Below are 15,289 nucleotides of genomic sequence, written 5' to 3'. Positions count from 1 at the left end.
CGCTGTCGCATCGAAAACGACGCTCGGACGTCCGTCTCAGTCTGGACTCCAGTCCCCGAGATCACGAGCGACGAGCAAGTGAGCGAGAACGTAGAGCGGGACCGTGATCATGACACCGATCATACCGTCGACGGCGATTTCGGCCGGAACCGGCGGCAGAAACAGGAGCGCTAGCACGGCGACGATTCCGATTGCGATGACGAGAATGCGTCCATCCGGCCCGAGATTTCGGGTCGCCGATCCGATCCGCCGACCGATCGGCGACTGGGCGAGCGGTCCCAGCACGATCGCACCGACGACGACCCCGACGGCGACCCAGCGCCAGTCGTGCACGGTGGACGCATTGAGCGCCACGAGGAGGACACCACAAACGGCACCCACGAGATCGCTATTTGTCGGCGGTCGATTCGGAAAGAACCCGTACCAGCGTTCCATCCTTCTTGAGTCCCGATTATCGCGGCTGAACCGAATAGCTATCGGTTAGCCAACAGCTCCGCCGGAACCGGCCTCGATCGATCGCTCGAGGGGTCACCGATGACCACACCCGTCGACCCCGCGGCGCACACAACCGACGGACTGAAGGTCCCGTTGTCCGAGGGAAAACGTGATGGCTGACGAACTGAAGCGACGACTCGTCCACTCGAGCGGGGCGGGTCTCGTCGCCCTCTACCTCCTCGCAGATTACTTCGAACTCGGGCTGACGTGGCCCCGGTTTCAGGTCCTGATGGTCGCCCTCGCCGTCGGTACGATCGGTCTCGAGTTCCTCCGGCTCCAGGTCGGACTCGACTGGCAGATCTACGACAAACTGACGCGCGACTACGAGCAAGACCAGTTCGCGGGCTACGGGTACTACATGGTGAGTATGACGATTGCCGTGCTCCTGTTCGATCCGCAAATCGCCCTCCCAGCGATGCTGATGCTCGCGCTCGGCGATCCGATCAGCGGGGCCGTCTCCGACGACAGCCTCAAGTTCGTCAAGGGGCCGAAGGTGCTCGTCACGATGTTCGTCGTGAGCGCGATCATCGCCGCGCCGTTTCTCTACGAGACCCCGCCCGCCGTCCTCGCGGCGGCGCTCGGCGCGACCATCGCCGACGGAGTCAAGGTTCGGATCGGCGACTACATCGTCGACGACAACCTGACGATCCCGATCTACGCGGGTCTGTTGGCGTGGGTCGTCCTCGAGTTCGTCCCGATCTGATCGAGTCGGAGCGGTCTCTCTGCAGATATCGAAGTTCTCACCGTCGAAATAGACCATTTTCGAACCAACAAGAATCGAGCACTCGAGAGCGATCGGCGGGGCGTCGTTCGGACGTTGTTGGATTCGTGTGACTGTTACACTCTATCATGATAGGCGTGCACGTTAGTACAACTACTCAAGAACAGTGCAACGAACCATGTTCGAGACGTTTCGACTTGGCCGACGGCGATTCGTACAGGCGACGGGACTCACGATGATCGCGGGAGCGGCGACGGGCGGGCAGGTGTCGGCCGCACCCGAATCCGACTCCGGGGAGCCGCCGGTCGACGCCGGCGACGTGTTCGACCACCTCGATCGGGCAGCGATCAGCGTCTTCGCCCGGGATCTCGAGACCGGCGAGCCGATCGCCGACAGCGGTTCGGCCCGGCCCGTTCCGCCGGCGTCGACGACGAAGGTGTTGACGACCGCGACCGCGTTCGACGAACTCGGCCCCGACTACCGGTACGAGACGACCGTCGGCGTCGTCGGCGACCGGCGAAACGAGCGGGTCGTCGAATCGCTCGGGATCGTCGCTCGAGGCGATCCGGACGTGACGGCGGCGGATCTGGAAGCGCTCGCGGAAGCCGTCGCCGAGACCGGCGTCCGGCGAGTCACCGACCGACTCGTCGTCGACGTCTCCGCGTTCGACGACGGCGAGCACGCGCCGGCGTGGACGCTCGGCGACGCGGTGAACTCCTACGGCTCGAAGAGTTCGGCGTTCGTCGTCGATCACAACGAAGTCGAGGTTACGGTCAGTCGGCGGGGCGACGACTGCGAGTTCGACGTCGCGGTCGAACCCGATTCCGGACTGATCGACGTCGACGTGGACCTCGAGTGCGTCGACGAGGACCGATTCGTGACGATCACGGCGCCCGACCACTGGACGAACACCGTCGAGGTCGGCGGGCGGATGGTGCCCGACGACGAGGCGACGGCGGACGTCCCCGTCGGGACGCCCAACGAGCACGCGGCCGGCGTCTTCGTCAGGGCGCTCGAGGAGGCGGGGGTCAGCATTACTCCGGGCGGAGCTGGGCTCGAACCCGCGGTCGATATCACCGACGAGCCGATCGAACTCACCGAAGAACTCGCGACTCACGAGTCGCGACCGCTGTCCGCGATCGCGGACGGACTCAACGACTGGTCGTACAACATGGTGGCCGAGAACATCGCTCGGACGGTTGCCACCGAACGGGACGGCGTCGGCTCCTGGGCCGCCTGGGAGGGAATCCTCGGGGCGGCGCTCGAGGACGCGGGCGCCGAGACGGCGCAGATCCGCGACGGCTCCGGGCTCTCCAGACACGACCTCGCGTCCGCGCGCGACGTCGTCGCGATGATCGAGTGGGGGCTCGAGGCGGAGTGGAGCGACACCTTCCGCGAGACGATCCCGATCGCTGGCGAGGAGGGGACGGTCAGGAACCGTCTCACCGACGTCGAGCCGACGGTTCGGGCGAAAAGCGGCTCGCTTCGAGGCGTGACGTGTCTCGCGGGCGTCGTCGAGGACGACGAGGAACCGATCGCGAGCTTCGCGGTCCTCGCGGCGAATCTCACCGGCGAGCGGGCCAGCGGCGCTTCGCCGCGGGTGGACGAACTCGTCGCGAAGATCGCCGACGAAGCGACGTAAGCGGTACTTGGGGGACGGACATCCGACTCGAGTCTGCAAAGCGCTGGTGCCGTCGACGCACGGGAACGATACCGACGCGATCAGCGCGCACGAAGCGTTCCATCGCGACCGGTCCGGACGGTTCCGAACGGCAACTCTCCCGATAGAAATACCTATAGTGTTCGGTTAGAATCACGTTGACAGATGGGTCCCGCTCTTCGTCCCGCCCTCCTCGAGTCGGGACGCCGGCTCCGAACCGCTCTCCACCGGCGCGTTCAAATCGATACGCGAACGCTGGCCGTCTTTCGAATCTTCGCGGGGCTGCTCGTCGTCGCCGACCTGCTGCTCCGGTCGCGGAACTTTTGGTACTTCTACACGGACGAGGGCGTCGCCCCGCGGTCGCTGGTGCTGGAAGCCTCGGCGAGCGATCCGTTCTCGATCTATCACCTGACGACGGATCCGACGCTGATCGCGGCCCTGTTCGTCCTCCAGGGGCTGATCGCCGTCCAGTTGATCGTCGGCTACAAGACGCGACTCGCGACGGTGTTGACGTTCCTGTTCGTCGTCTCGCTGGACCACCACAACCCGTTCGTGCTCAGCTACGCCGACACGCTCTTTCGGCTCCTGCTGTTCTGGGCCGTCTTCCTCCCGCTGGGCGAGCGCTGGTCGGTCGACGCAGTCCACGCCGGCCGCGAGCCCAGATCGGTCGTCGCGAACGCCGCGACCGCGCTGATCATGGGCCAGATGGTCTACATGTACCTCACGAACGGGATCATCAAATCCCAGTCCGACGTCTGGACGAGCGGCGACGCCGCGCCGCTGGTGCTCGGCATCGACGAAATTACCTTCCTGCTGGGCGACACCATCCGCCAGCTTCCGGTGTTTCTCGAACTCGGCGGCCTGATCTGGTTTACCATCCTCCTCCTCTCGCCGCTGTTAATCTTCCTCCCCGGCCGCTGGCGATACCCCCTGATCGGCCTGTTCGCGGCCGGTCACCTCTCGTTCGCCATCTCGGTTCGCATCGGCGCGTTCCCCTACGTCGCGCTCGCGGGGCTGCTCGTCTTCCTTCAGACGCCGTTCTGGGACGACCTACGGCGGCTGGGACGGTACGCGGGGATCGATCTCGAGCGGCTCTCCGCTCGCGCCGGGTCGCTCGAGCGGGTCGCCACCCAGTTCCCGAACTATCGACTGGACTCCGACCGAGCGGTTCGGCTCCGCGGCCACGCCTACACGCTCGCGCTCGCTGCTGTCGTCGTCACGCTCCTGTTCGTCGCGGCCGTCATGGTGTTCAACGTCGGGGCCGCGCTGGCCGACGACGAGAGCGACCAGCCGATGGAAGACCGGGTCGAGGGGACGGTCGAAGAGACCCTCGCCGAGACGAGGGGCGTCAGTCAGGTCGAATCGACCGCCTCGAGGTTCGGCGTCGATCAACCCATCGGCTGGGGCGTCTTCGCCGGGCCGGATCCGCGGACGACGGACCGCTACTACGTCTTCCCCGCCGAAACCGAACACGGCGAGGTAGTCGACGCCTACACCGGAGGGCCGTTGATCGACGAGCGACCCTACGACGGCCAGTTACAGAAGCAGTACGACACCTACCGGGAGCGGTTCTACATGAACAGCGTCCGCCGCGGCAGCGTCCAGAACGCGGTCCCCGAACAGCTGGCCGACCACATCTGCGAGCAGTGGGCCGAAGATCACGACGAGGAACTCGCCTACGTCAACATGTACGCGGTCCACGAAGACGTGACGTCCGAGACGATTACCGACCCGGAGAATCGGGAGCGAGAGTACCTCGAGATCTATCGCCACGGCTGCGGCGACAACGAGCCGAAAGTGATCGAACCGCCGGAGTGAGACGGTTAGATACGTACGGCAGCGTGGATCGTCCGTTGTACAACCGGCAGCGAGCGTCCCACCGCCGTGAGACGATCATCGATCGCCGATCTGTCGTTTCATCGCGTTCCGTGCTGCTCTAGCCCGCTGCGCCGCGTCAGTCTCTTCCCAGAGTCCGGCCCCGTCAGGGAGATCGTCCATGGATGGCAGTATTCGGTATCGTCCAAAATTCTTGTCTCCAGTGGCACGAGCGGAGGCCGTCTCTCGAACAACGGGTGGTTTCACTTCCGCTACGGTACGAGAACCCTTATTCGCGCCGACGATGAACCATCGCCAATGGCAGCAACGGACGAGGGCACAGAGATCCCCTCCATCGAGCATCCACTCCTCGAGCCGAACTTCTTAGAGCGCCGGCTCTACCAGCTCAAACTCGCCGGCACGGCCGCGAACGGACACACGCTCGTCTGTCTCCCGACGGGTCTCGGGAAGACCACGGTGAGCCTGCTCGTCACGGCGCGTCGACTCGAGGAAGTCGGCGGGAAGGCGCTGATGCTCGCGCCGACCAAACCCCTCGTCCAGCAACACGCCGATTTCTACCGCGAGGCACTGCAGATCCCAGACGAGGAAATCGTCGTCTTCACCGGCGACGTCAGTCCGGACGACCGCGCCGAAACCTGGCAGGAGGCGACGGTCGTGATGGCGACGCCGCAGGTGATCGAGAACGACCTCGTCGGGAGCCGAATCTCGCTGTCCGACGTCACCCACCTCACCTTCGACGAGTGCCACCGCGCGACCGGCGACTACGCCTACAACTACATCGCCGAGCGCTACCACGTCGACGCGAGCCAGCCGCTCGTGACCGGGATGAGCGCCTCGCCCGGCGGCGACGAGGAGGCCATCCTCGAGGTCTGTGCCAACCTCGGCATCCAGGACGTCGAGGTGATGACCGAGGAGGACGCCGACGTCAGCGAGTTCACCCACGACACCGACGTCGAGTGGGAGCGAATCGACCTTCCAGAGGAGGTCCTCGAGATCCGCGACGCGCTGAACGAGGTTATCAAAGACCGCCTCGAGAAGCTCAAGGAACTCGGCGTCGCGAAATCGACCCAGCCCGACCAGTCCCAGAAAGACCTCAACCGGATGCGGGCGGAGCTCCAGCAGCTGATCAACAACGACCAGTCGGAGGGGTTCAAGGGGATGTCCGTCCACGCGGAGGTGATGAAGCTCCGACAGGCCGTCACGCTCGTCGAGACCCAGAGCGTCGAGGCGGTCTGTCGGTACTTCGACCGCCAGCGCAACCAGGCGCGGTCGTCGGGCGCGTCGAAGGCCAGCCAGCGGATGGTCTCCGATCCGCGGGTTCGGGAGGCCATGCGCAAGGCCGAGAGCTTCGACCAACTGCACCCGAAGTACCGCAAGACCCGGATGCTGCTGGCCGAGACGCTGGGGCTCGAGGGCGGCGAACGGGTCATCGTCTTCACCGAGTCCCGCGACACGGCCGAGGCGCTGACGGAGTTTCTGAACGACAGCTTCGACGCCAAGCGCTTCGTCGGGCAGGGTGACCGCGAGGGATCGGACGGGATGACCCAGAACCAGCAACAGGAGGTGTTAGACCAGTTCCGCGCCGCCGAGTTCGAGGTGCTGGTCTCGACGTCGGTCGCTGAAGAGGGGCTGGACGTCCCCGAAGTCGACCTCGTGCTCTTTTACGAACCCGTCCCGACCGCGATTCGATCCATCCAGCGCAAGGGACGAACGGGCCGCCAGTCCGAGGGCCGCGTCGTCGTCCTCATGGCCGAGGACACCCGCGACGAGGCCTACTTCTGGATCTCCCAGCGCCGGGAGAAGGAGATGGAGTCCGAACTGCGCGAGTTGAAAGGGATGGCCGACACGCTCGCCGAGGAACTCGACGATTCTCAGCAGGCGCTGTCGGATTTCGACGACGGCTCCAACAGCGAAGCGAAAGTGAACGGGAACGACGGAAATTCGACCGCAGTCGGCGATTCTTCCAGTGGAAGTGAGGGGGTTTCGGCACAGCCCGGACTGCAGGATTTCTCGAGCGACAACTCGGAGGCGAGTACCAACGAACCGGGTACTGTAGACGAGCAACCGGGCGACGAGGAGGGCGAATTCGAGGGCGAAACCGTCGACAACGAACGCGACGCCGTGGAAACTCACGAACCCCACGCCGACGGCGACGGAATCGAGATCGTCGCCGACCAGCGCGAGATGGACGCCAACATCGCGCGGGATCTCTCGAGGCGCGAGGAGATCGAAATTCGCCTCGAGACCCTCGACGTGGGCGACTACGTCTGTTCGGACCGGGTCGTCGTCGAGCGCAAGTCCGTCGCGGACTTCGTCGACTCGCTGGTCGGCGGCGACCGCTCGATCTTCGAGCAGGTCGGCGCGATGGCCCGCCACTACTCCCGGCCGATCGTGATCGTCGAGGGCGACGGCATCTACGAACAGCGGGACATCCATCCGAACGCGATCCGCGGCGCGCTCTCGAGTCTGGCCGTCGACTTCGGCGCGAGCGTGTTGCGAACCGACGGCGAGGACGAGACGACCGAACTGCTCGCCGTGATCGCCGGCCGCGAGCAGGAGACGTCCGACCGCGAGGTGTCGGTCCACGGCGAGAAGGGAGCGAAGACGGTCGCCGAACAGCAGGAGTACGTCGTCTCCTCGATCGCCGAAATCGGGCCGGTGACCGCGCGATCGCTACTCGAGGAGTTCGGCACCGTCGAAGCCGTGATGATCGCGAGCGAGGACGAACTGCAGGCGGCCGACGGCGTCGGCGCGGTGACAGCAGAACGAATGCGGGAGGTCATCGGGACCGAGTACACGGGGTCGAACTGATCGACAGCCGAAGTACTGACTCATTACGGCTCGAGCGGCTGGCTGTTTCCACGAACTACTGAAAGGCGATCGGAACGAGAGACGATCATCGAGGGCGCCCAGTGACAGACTCTACGACGTTCAGCGAGTGCATCCAGTGAGACCTCACGGCGACCGAGCGACAGTGACGGGATGAACGGAGCCAACCTGAGAGGAGCCTCGTCGATGCAGTCGACGACGACCGCGGAGACAGCGACGCCGCTGGCGACCGGCCCGTCGCTGACCCCGCCGTTCGACGACCCCGTGCTCATCTTCGGGCTCGCGATGGTGATCTTCCTCGTCGCGCCGCTCGTCCTCAAACGCTACCGACTCCCCGGAATCGTCGGCGTCATCTTGATCGGGGCGGCGATCGGCCCGAACGGCGCCCACCTGCTCGAGCGAGACGCGACGATCCAGTTGCTCGGCGAGGTCGGGCTGATCTACCTGATGTTCATCGCGGGCCTCGAGATCAACCTCAACCAGTTCATCGAGTACAAGGATCGGAGCATCGTCTTCGGGCTGTTTTCGTTCGTTATTCCGCAGGCTATCGGAACGGTAGTCGGCGTCTACCTGCTGGATCTAACGGTTGCCGCGGCGTCGCTGTTCGCGGCCATCTTCGCCTCCCACACGCTGCTCGCCTACCCCGTCGTTAACCGTCTCGGCATCGCGACGGACGAGGCGATGACCGCGACGATCGGCGGCACGATCCTGACCGATACGCTCGCCCTTCTCGTGCTCGCGGTCGTGATCGCGTCCGTCGACGGGGCCTTAGACGCCGCCTTCTGGCTGCAACTCGGCGTCGGACTGACGCTCTTTTTCGTCGGGATCTGGCTGCTCGTGCCCCGACTCGGACGCTGGTTTTTCCGCATCCACGGCGAGGAGAGCTACTTCGAGTTCCTGTTCGTGATGGCCGTCCTCTTCATCTGCGCCTTCCTCGCCGAACTCGTCGGCGTCGAACACATCATCGGGGCGTTCCTCGCCGGTCTCGCGCTCAATCGGTTGATCCCCGAGTCGGGGCCGCTGATGAACCGCATCGAGTTCGTCGGTAACGCGCTGTTTATCCCCTTCTTCCTGCTCTCCGTGGGGATGCTCGTCGACGCGAGAGTGGTGCTCGAGGGGACCGGAACGCTCGTGATCGCGGGCTCGCTGATCGTGATGGTCTTCGCGACGAAGTACGCCGCCGCGTGGGCGACGGGGCGAGTCTACGGCTACGACCGCGACCAGGTGCTCGGCATGTTCGGTCTCTCGGTCGGCCAGGCCGCCGCCGCGCTCGCGATCGTTCAGATCGGCTTCGAGGCGGGCGTTCCCGGCTTCGATCAGAACATGATCAACGCCGTCGTACTGATGATCCTCGTGGTGAGTCTGGTCAGTCCGGCGCTCGTCGAACGCGCCGGCGGCGCACTCGTTCGCGCACGCGAACACGAGGAGTACGATCCGAGCGATACGCGACAGCGAATCCTCGTCCCCGTCTCGGCGAGTTCGAAGTACAAGGAGTCGCTACTGGATCTGGCGTTTACGATCCGCAGCGAGCGCGACGACGAACCGATCCACACCGTCGCGGTCGTCCGTCCGGACGCGAGCACGCGAACGGAGGCAAAAGTCGCCAAAGCGGAGGCGCTGCTCGACGAGATGGAGGCCTACGCCTCGAGTGCCGAAGTCCCGATCGAGGAACACACTCGGGTCAATCACAACATCGCCTCCGGCATCGTCCACTCGGCCGTCGAGAACCGGATCACCACGCTCGTCATCGGCTGGGACGGGGCTCGCTCGCGGACCCAGCAGGTGTTCGGCCACACCATCGATCGGGTGCTCAGTCGAACCACCCAGCTAGCGCTGGTCGGTCGAGTTCGAGAGCGGCTCAACACCACTCGACGAATCGTCCTCGTCCTCCCACCTGGGATCGACCACAACGACGGCTTCTCCGAGGCGCTGCACACGGTGAAGCTCATCTCCGAGCAGACGGGCGCGCCGATTCGGGGACTCGTGATCGGCGGAAACCGAGAGCAGTGCCAGCGACTGTTCGGTCTCGTCGAGCCGGACGCACCCGGCGAGTTCGTCGACCTGAACGGCTGGGACGAACTGCTCGCGACGCTCCGCGACGACGTTCGTTCGGACGACCTCGTCGTCTGCATGAGCGCACGCCGGAACGATATCGGGTGGGACCCGAGACTGCAGACGCTCCCGAAGAGCATCTCCACCCTCACGAACGGGAACTTCGTCGTGATGTATCCGGCCACCGAGGAGCGAGCCGACGACCGACAGTTCCTCCGGTTCTCCTGAGCACCGGTTTGTGGCTCCGAGTTCCGAACGTTTAGCGGCCGATACGGACTCTGAGTGGCGATCCTACGGCCGTTCGGCGACACTCGAGCCGCGACCCGAAGCGAGCGTAGTGGTCTCGAGCGGAGTCGTGCTGAACAGAAAACATATACCGGATGCCTCTCGATTGCGAGCAGACGTCGACCGTCGTCCGCGACGGCCGAGACAGTCCCCTCCACCCCGACTCTACGACGAATCGGAGCCGTTCCGTCTCGCGGACGACGTCACTACGCCCTCACGATGACCGTCAATGCACCTGCCAGATCCGCCCACCCCTCGTCCGGAGTCGATCGACGAACCGTGACCGAAACGACTATTTCGTCGTTGTTGACATCTAGTATCGAATGGAGGGCTCCGTGAGACCCCGACTCGAGACGCTCGCACGGCGAGTGCAGCGAAACGTCGCCCAGTGTGTCCGGATAGACACGCGGACGCTGGCCGTCTTTCGGGTGTTCGTCGGGCTGCTCATCATCGCGGACGTGCTGTTGCGGGCGCGTAACTTCACGCACTTCTACACCGAGGAGGGAGTCGTTCCGCGGTCGCTCGCGATGGAGTTGAGCGCGGACAACGCGTTCTCGTTCTACCACCTGACGACGGATCCGACGCTGATCGCCCTTCTAATGGGGATCCAGATTCTAATCGCCGTCCAGCTGATCGTCGGCTACAAGACCCGGATCGCGACGATCCTCTCGTTTCTGTTCGTCGTCTCGCTCGACCACCACAACCCGCTGGTGTTGAGCTACGCCGACACGCTCTTTCGGCTCCTGCTGTTCTGGGCCATCTTCCTGCCACTCGGCGAGCGTTGGTCCGTCGACGCCGTTCACGCCGGCCGCGACCCCAGACCGTCGGTCGCCGGCGTCGCGTCCGCGCTGATCCTCTGCCAGATGGTCTACATGTACTTCCTCAACTGGTACCACAAGTCCGAAAACGAGCTGTGGACCAGCGGGGAGGCGACGCCGCTGATCATGGGCCTCGACGATATGACGTTCCTCTTCGTGGGCTACGCCCGACAGTTCCCGGTGTTGCTCGAGCTGGGCAGCTACATGTGGTACTACATGCTCATGTTCTCGTGGCTGTTGCTCGTGCTGGTCGGGCGAAAGCGCATGTTCCTCGTCGCGCTGTTCGCGGGCGGCCACGCCTCGTTCATCCTCACGGTCCGCATCGGGGCGTTCCCCTACGTCGCGATGGCCGGCCTGCTGTTGTTCCTGCAGGCGCAGTTCTGGGACGATCTGAAGGCCGTCGCCGCACTCGTCGACTTCGACACTGACCGACTCACCGGACCCCGAACCAGACTCGAGTCGGTCGCCGCCGCCGTCCCGTACCCGCGCGTGACCGCGCCGTCGCTGGACCAGATCCGGACCGGCGCCTACAGCGTCACCCTCGGCGTCGTCCTCGGCTCGCTCGTCCTGCTGTCGATTCTGTCGTACATCCCGGCCGTCGCGCTCATCGACGGGAACTCGACGCCCGAGGAGCGGGTCGACGACGTGGCCTCGAGTTTCGGCGTCGATCAACCCAACTGGAGCGTCTTCGCGCCGAACCCGCGGACGACGGACCGCTACTACGTCTTCCCCGCCGAGACCGCGGACGGTGATCGGATCGACGTCTACAACGATCGGCCGTTAACCTACGAGCGGCCGTCCGAAGAGCTCCACACCCAGTACGACACCTACCGCTACCGATTCTACATGAACAGCGTCCGCAGCGGCGGATTCAACGACAACGACGTGCCGCCGATCCTCGCCGATCACCTCTGTGAGACGTGGGAGGAGGAGTACGGCGTCGAACTGACGCACGTCAACATGTACGTCGTCTACGAGGACATCACCTACGACACCATCGACGATCACGAGAACCGAGACACCCGCACCTCACAGCTGTACGAGCACGGCTGCGGCGACAACGAGCCGAAAGAGATCCAGCCGCCCGACTTCTAACGGCTACCGGACGATCATCCACCGCTCACCGCAACGTCTCGAGCGTCTCGCTCGCCTCGCGAGCGGCCTCGAGACACTCCTTCGCGTAGCGCGGATCGTCGGTCTCGGCGGCCTTACGGGCGAACTTCTCGAGGGACTGCACGAGCGAGGCGTGGGCGGACTCGAGATCACCGTCGGCCGGCGAGGAATCGGCGGCCGGGCGACGGCCCTCGAACGACCGAGGTGAGGGGGTCGGCGACGGGGTCTCGGGCCGCGGCTCGTCCCCGGTGCTCGAGTCGACCGCGGGGTCGGGAGTGGAACCGATCTCAGGGCTCGAGTCATCTTGTGCGCCTGAATCGACTGGGTCGTGCCCGCGGGCGGCAGCCGAATCGACCGCTGGACTCCTGTCAACGGCCGTCTCGTCAGCCCCTTCGTCGTCCGGACTCTGTGGTGCGCGATTAGGTGCGGAACCCGCTTGCTGGTTGGCTTCGGTACGGCCCTCTTCGGCAGCCTCGTCGGCCGGCTGGGCCTCGAGCTCCGTCCCCTGAACGGCGTCGGGATTCCCGTGACAGCTCGGACAGAACGTGGTACCGTCCTCCTGAAAGAGCGGGTCGCCGCAGGTGCCACAGTGGGCGTTCGTCATCGTGGCTCCTTTGAGCAGCAGGTCGCTCATGCGCTGGGTCGCCTCCCGCTCGCGTTCGTCGCGCTCGTACTTCTCCCGGAGTTTCTCGCGTTCGGCTTCCTTGTCGAAGTCGCTCATGCTCGTCTAGAGGGAGTGGAACGTCGAAAAAGCTGCGAACGGTCGCGCGTCGAGAACGCGCCGAGCGATCGCCACTCGAGTCCGCGGTAGCTCACTCCGTACGCCGGTACAGCCCCTTCGAATCGGGTCGGACCGGTTCGTAGCCGAACCCCTCGTAGAAGCCGTCGACGTCGGCGATCAGGTTCACGTACGCCTGCGACGGCGCCGTTTCGTTGATATAGTCCTCGAGAGCGGTCATGATCCGCGTCCCGAGCCCCCGTCGCTGGTGGTCCGGGTGAACCGCCATATCCGAGATCTGGTAGACGGTGCCGCCGTCGCCGACGATTCGGCCCATCCCGACGGGTTCGTCGGTCGGCTCGTGGACCACCACGACGCCGTACAGCGAGTTCGGGAGGCCGCGTTCGACCCCCTCGAGCGAGCGCGGCGGCATCCCCGCGGCCTCGCGTAACGCGGCGAACGTCTCGGGGTCGGGGAGTTCCTCGCGAATGTGGTACGGGTCGGTGTCGTCGGCGTCGGCCATACGGCACTCGACACGCGCGCTGAAAAAGACGGTTCCGGGTTCGGGTCCTGCCACCGGCGCTCAGGGCTCGCCCTCGAGCGCGGCCTCGACGGCGTCGACGGCCGCTTCGGGACTGTCGACGGTCACGAGGTCGATTCCGATCTCGGAGACGTCGTGGGTCTCGAGGCCGACTACGGGACGGTCGTAGATGCCCGCGAAGCCGATTTCGGTGAGCGTGCCGACGCCGCCGGTGAGCGCGATAACCGCGTCGCCGTTCAGCGGGACGAGCGCGTTCCGGGCGTGGCCCAGTCCGGTCGCAATCGGGACGTCGACGTACTCGTTCGCGTCACCGGGACGGTCGCCGGGCAAAATTCCGATCGTCGTTCCGCCCTCGGTTTTCGCGCCGCGACAGACGGCTTCCATCGTTCCACCGCGGCCGCCACAGACGACCGTGTGGCCGCGAGCGGCGAGTTCGCGGCCGACGGCTTCGGCGCGGGCCGTCTGTTCGTCGGTGATCGCTCCGCCGCCGATGACGCTGACTCGCATACGGGAGTGACTGCGGGCGCGGACAATGATCGGTTCGGTCTCGAGTGGTCTCGACGAATCGTCGGGCTCGAGACGAAACGATCGTCGACGTTTCGGCCTCCGATGGCGGTATTCACGCCGAAACGTGGTATTTTGCCGACGATTGCTGCGCATCGAAATGAGTTCGACAGCTGTCGACATAATTCTCGTCAGATCGTTCGAAGGAGGAGTTTTCGACGGATTTAACGCGTGGGACGGTGGATCATTACGTGGTATGACGAAAGTTAGCGTGGTCGGCGCGGCCGGGACGGTCGGGGCCGCCGCAGGCTACAACATCGCACTTCGGGATATCGCGGACGAACTCGTCTTCGTCGACATTCCGGATCAGGAGGATACGACGATCGGACAGGCTGCGGACACCAACCACGGGGTGGCCTACGATTCGAACACGACGATCCGGCAGGGCGACTACGAGGATACGGCGGGATCGGACGTCGTCGTCATCACGGCCGGCATTCCGCGCCAGCCGGGCCAGACGCGTATCGACCTCGCGGGCGACAACGCGCCGATCATGGAGGATATCGGCTCCTCGCTCGCGGAGCACAACGACGACTTCGTCACCGTCACGACGTCGAACCCCGTCGATCTGCTCAACCGTCACCTCTACGAGGCCGGCGACCGGGCTCGCGAGCAAGTGGTCGGCTTCGGCGGTCGACTCGACTCCGCTCGCTTCCGGTACGTCATCGCCCAGCGCTTCGACGTGCCCGTCCAGAACGTCGACGCGACCATCCTCGGCGAGCACGGCGACGCCCAGGTGCCCGTCTTCTCGAAGGTCCGCGTCGACGGCCAGGACCTCGAGTTCACCGACGAGGAGAAGGAGGAACTGCTCGAGGAGCTCCAGACCTCGGCGATGAACGTCATCGAAAAGAAGGGCGCCACGGAGTGGGGGCCGGCGACCGGCGTCGGCCACATCGTCGAAGCGGTCCTGCGAGACACCGGCGAGGTGCTCCCCTGCAGCGTCCCGCTCGAGGGTGAGTACGGCCACGAGGACACCGCCTTCGGCGTCCCGTGTAAGCTCGGCTCGAACGGCATCGAAGAGGTCGTCGAGTGGGACCTCTCGGAGTTCGAGCGCGACCAGCTCGGCGAGGCCGCCGAGAAGCTCTCCGAGCAGTACGACAAGATTTCGTAATCGTTGCTCCGACTCGCGTTTTTTCACGGCAGATCGAGCGCTCGAGCCCTGCAGTCAGCTCACGTTCGGACGCGAACTTCGAGCGGTCCGGGAATCGAACGTGATCCCGACGGACGGCTCGAGCGAGTCGCTGACACGGTCGAATTCGACGTGGCGGGCGATCGTCGCGAGCGCGAGTTTGAGTTCGGCCATCGCGAATCGCATACCCGGACAGTGACGCGGGCCGCCGTCGAACGGGAAATGAGTGTACTCGGGTCGGTCGGAGTCGGACTCGAGCGTTCGACCGTCGTCCGTCCGCTCGGTTTCGGATCCGTCCCCGAGTTCGTCTGCGAGCCAGCGCTCGGGTCGAAACGTTCGCGGGGAGACTCACCGCTCGACAGTTCGAAGCGATGGAAACGGCTCGAGAATGCGGCTACTACGACGTTCCGCGCAACGGGTCGCTCGAGGAAGTCGCGTCGGCGTTAGCCTGCTCGGAGAGCGCGGCGTCGACCCTGCTCCGGACGGTCGAATCGAGGCTGGTGGACGTGGCGTTGCGACGGTAACGGC

The 15,289-nt window shown here is 65.1% G+C and carries 11 protein-coding genes and 2 pseudogenes; 8 read left to right on the top strand and 5 right to left on the bottom strand.

Annotated features, from left to right (window positions below; genetic code table 11):
* Positions 1–36 precede the first annotated feature (36 nt).
* Complete coding sequence (locus BLT08_RS20900) at positions 37–354, bottom strand: hypothetical protein (RefSeq protein WP_245724305.1); 318 nt, start codon at positions 352–354, stop codon at positions 37–39.
* Positions 355–607: 253 nt separating this feature from the next.
* Between BLT08_RS20900 and BLT08_RS20895 the strand changes: the two genes are divergently transcribed.
* The 6 genes from BLT08_RS20895 to BLT08_RS20870 all read left to right on the top strand — a co-directional run bounded on the left by BLT08_RS20895 (position 608) and on the right by BLT08_RS20870 (position 11,791).
* A complete protein-coding gene (locus tag BLT08_RS20895; RefSeq protein WP_090311927.1) occupies positions 608–1,198 on the top strand; it encodes a diacylglycerol/polyprenol kinase family protein in 591 nt (196 codons plus the stop codon).
* 184 nt (positions 1,199–1,382) lie between these two features.
* A complete protein-coding gene (gene dacB / locus BLT08_RS20890) occupies positions 1,383–2,858 on the top strand; it encodes a D-alanyl-D-alanine carboxypeptidase/D-alanyl-D-alanine endopeptidase (RefSeq protein WP_245724304.1) in 1,476 nt (491 codons plus the stop codon).
* Positions 2,859–3,041: 183 nt separating this feature from the next.
* Complete coding sequence (locus tag BLT08_RS20885; protein WP_090311922.1) at positions 3,042–4,694, top strand: HTTM domain-containing protein; 1,653 nt, start codon at positions 3,042–3,044, stop codon at positions 4,692–4,694.
* 315 nt (positions 4,695–5,009) lie between these two features.
* Positions 5,010–7,523 (top strand): DEAD/DEAH box helicase, encoded by a 2,514-nt coding sequence (locus BLT08_RS20880; protein WP_090311920.1) that lies wholly within the window; start codon positions 5,010–5,012, stop codon positions 7,521–7,523.
* Positions 7,524–7,727: 204 nt separating this feature from the next.
* Positions 7,728–9,821, top strand: a complete 2,094-nt coding sequence (locus tag BLT08_RS20875) for a cation:proton antiporter (RefSeq protein ID WP_245724303.1) — start codon at positions 7,728–7,730, stop codon at positions 9,819–9,821.
* A 380-nt stretch (positions 9,822–10,201) separates the two neighbouring features.
* A complete protein-coding gene (locus tag BLT08_RS20870; RefSeq protein ID WP_090311917.1) occupies positions 10,202–11,791 on the top strand; it encodes an HTTM domain-containing protein in 1,590 nt (529 codons plus the stop codon).
* Positions 11,792–11,816: 25 nt separating this feature from the next.
* On the opposite strand, the gene BLT08_RS20865 is transcribed toward BLT08_RS20870, so the two are convergent.
* The 3 genes from BLT08_RS20865 to BLT08_RS20855 all read right to left on the bottom strand — a co-directional run bounded on the left by BLT08_RS20865 (position 11,817) and on the right by BLT08_RS20855 (position 13,575).
* Positions 11,817–12,530, bottom strand: coding sequence for an Sjogren's syndrome/scleroderma autoantigen 1 family protein (locus BLT08_RS20865; RefSeq protein WP_090311915.1), 714 nt, complete (start codon positions 12,528–12,530; stop codon positions 11,817–11,819).
* Positions 12,531–12,621: 91 nt separating this feature from the next.
* On the bottom strand, positions 12,622–13,050 hold the full coding sequence (locus tag BLT08_RS20860; protein ID WP_090311912.1) for a GNAT family N-acetyltransferase: 429 nt from the start codon (positions 13,048–13,050) through the stop codon (positions 12,622–12,624).
* 60 nt (positions 13,051–13,110) lie between these two features.
* On the bottom strand, positions 13,111–13,575 hold the full coding sequence (locus tag BLT08_RS20855; RefSeq protein ID WP_090311910.1) for a TIGR00725 family protein: 465 nt from the start codon (positions 13,573–13,575) through the stop codon (positions 13,111–13,113).
* Positions 13,576–13,828: 253 nt separating this feature from the next.
* Between BLT08_RS20855 and mdh the strand changes: the two genes are divergently transcribed.
* Positions 13,829–14,743: a malate dehydrogenase gene (gene mdh, locus BLT08_RS20850; RefSeq protein WP_090311908.1), complete on the top strand. Its 915-nt coding sequence runs from the start codon at positions 13,829–13,831 to the stop codon at positions 14,741–14,743.
* Between the two features lie 54 nt (positions 14,744–14,797).
* Here mdh and BLT08_RS20845 read toward each other — a convergent pair.
* Positions 14,798–15,043: pseudogene (locus BLT08_RS20845) on the bottom strand (cytochrome P450); the annotation flags it as partial.
* 41 nt (positions 15,044–15,084) lie between these two features.
* Between BLT08_RS20845 and BLT08_RS20840 the strand changes: the two are divergent.
* A pseudogene (locus tag BLT08_RS20840) lies at positions 15,085–15,285 on the top strand (helix-turn-helix domain-containing protein); the annotation flags it as partial.
* Positions 15,286–15,289: the final 4 nt, after the last annotated feature.

Source organism: Natronorubrum texcoconense, from assembly GCF_900100335.1.
Classification (GTDB): Archaea; Halobacteriota; Halobacteria; order Halobacteriales; family Natrialbaceae; genus Natronorubrum; species Natronorubrum texcoconense.
Note: the sequence above shows the minus strand (reverse complement) of the source record. Positions and strands in the feature narration are given on the sequence as shown.

Coding starts and splice junctions, on each gene's coding strand:
- BLT08_RS20880 (WP_090311920.1), top strand. CDS start 5,010: ATGGCAGCAACGGACGAGGGCACAGAGATCCCCTCCATCGAGCATCCA.
- BLT08_RS20865 (WP_090311915.1), bottom strand. CDS start 12,530: ATGAGCGACTTCGACAAGGAAGCCGAACGCGAGAAACTCCGGGAGAAG.
- BLT08_RS20875 (WP_245724303.1), top strand. CDS start 7,728: ATGCAGTCGACGACGACCGCGGAGACAGCGACGCCGCTGGCGACCGGC.
- BLT08_RS20895 (WP_090311927.1), top strand. CDS start 608: ATGGCTGACGAACTGAAGCGACGACTCGTCCACTCGAGCGGGGCGGGT.
- BLT08_RS20870 (WP_090311917.1), top strand. CDS start 10,202: ATGGAGGGCTCCGTGAGACCCCGACTCGAGACGCTCGCACGGCGAGTG.
- BLT08_RS20860 (WP_090311912.1), bottom strand. CDS start 13,050: ATGGCCGACGCCGACGACACCGACCCGTACCACATTCGCGAGGAACTC.
- mdh (WP_090311908.1), top strand. CDS start 13,829: ATGACGAAAGTTAGCGTGGTCGGCGCGGCCGGGACGGTCGGGGCCGCC.
- BLT08_RS20885 (WP_090311922.1), top strand. CDS start 3,042: ATGGGTCCCGCTCTTCGTCCCGCCCTCCTCGAGTCGGGACGCCGGCTC.
- BLT08_RS20855 (WP_090311910.1), bottom strand. CDS start 13,575: ATGCGAGTCAGCGTCATCGGCGGCGGAGCGATCACCGACGAACAGACG.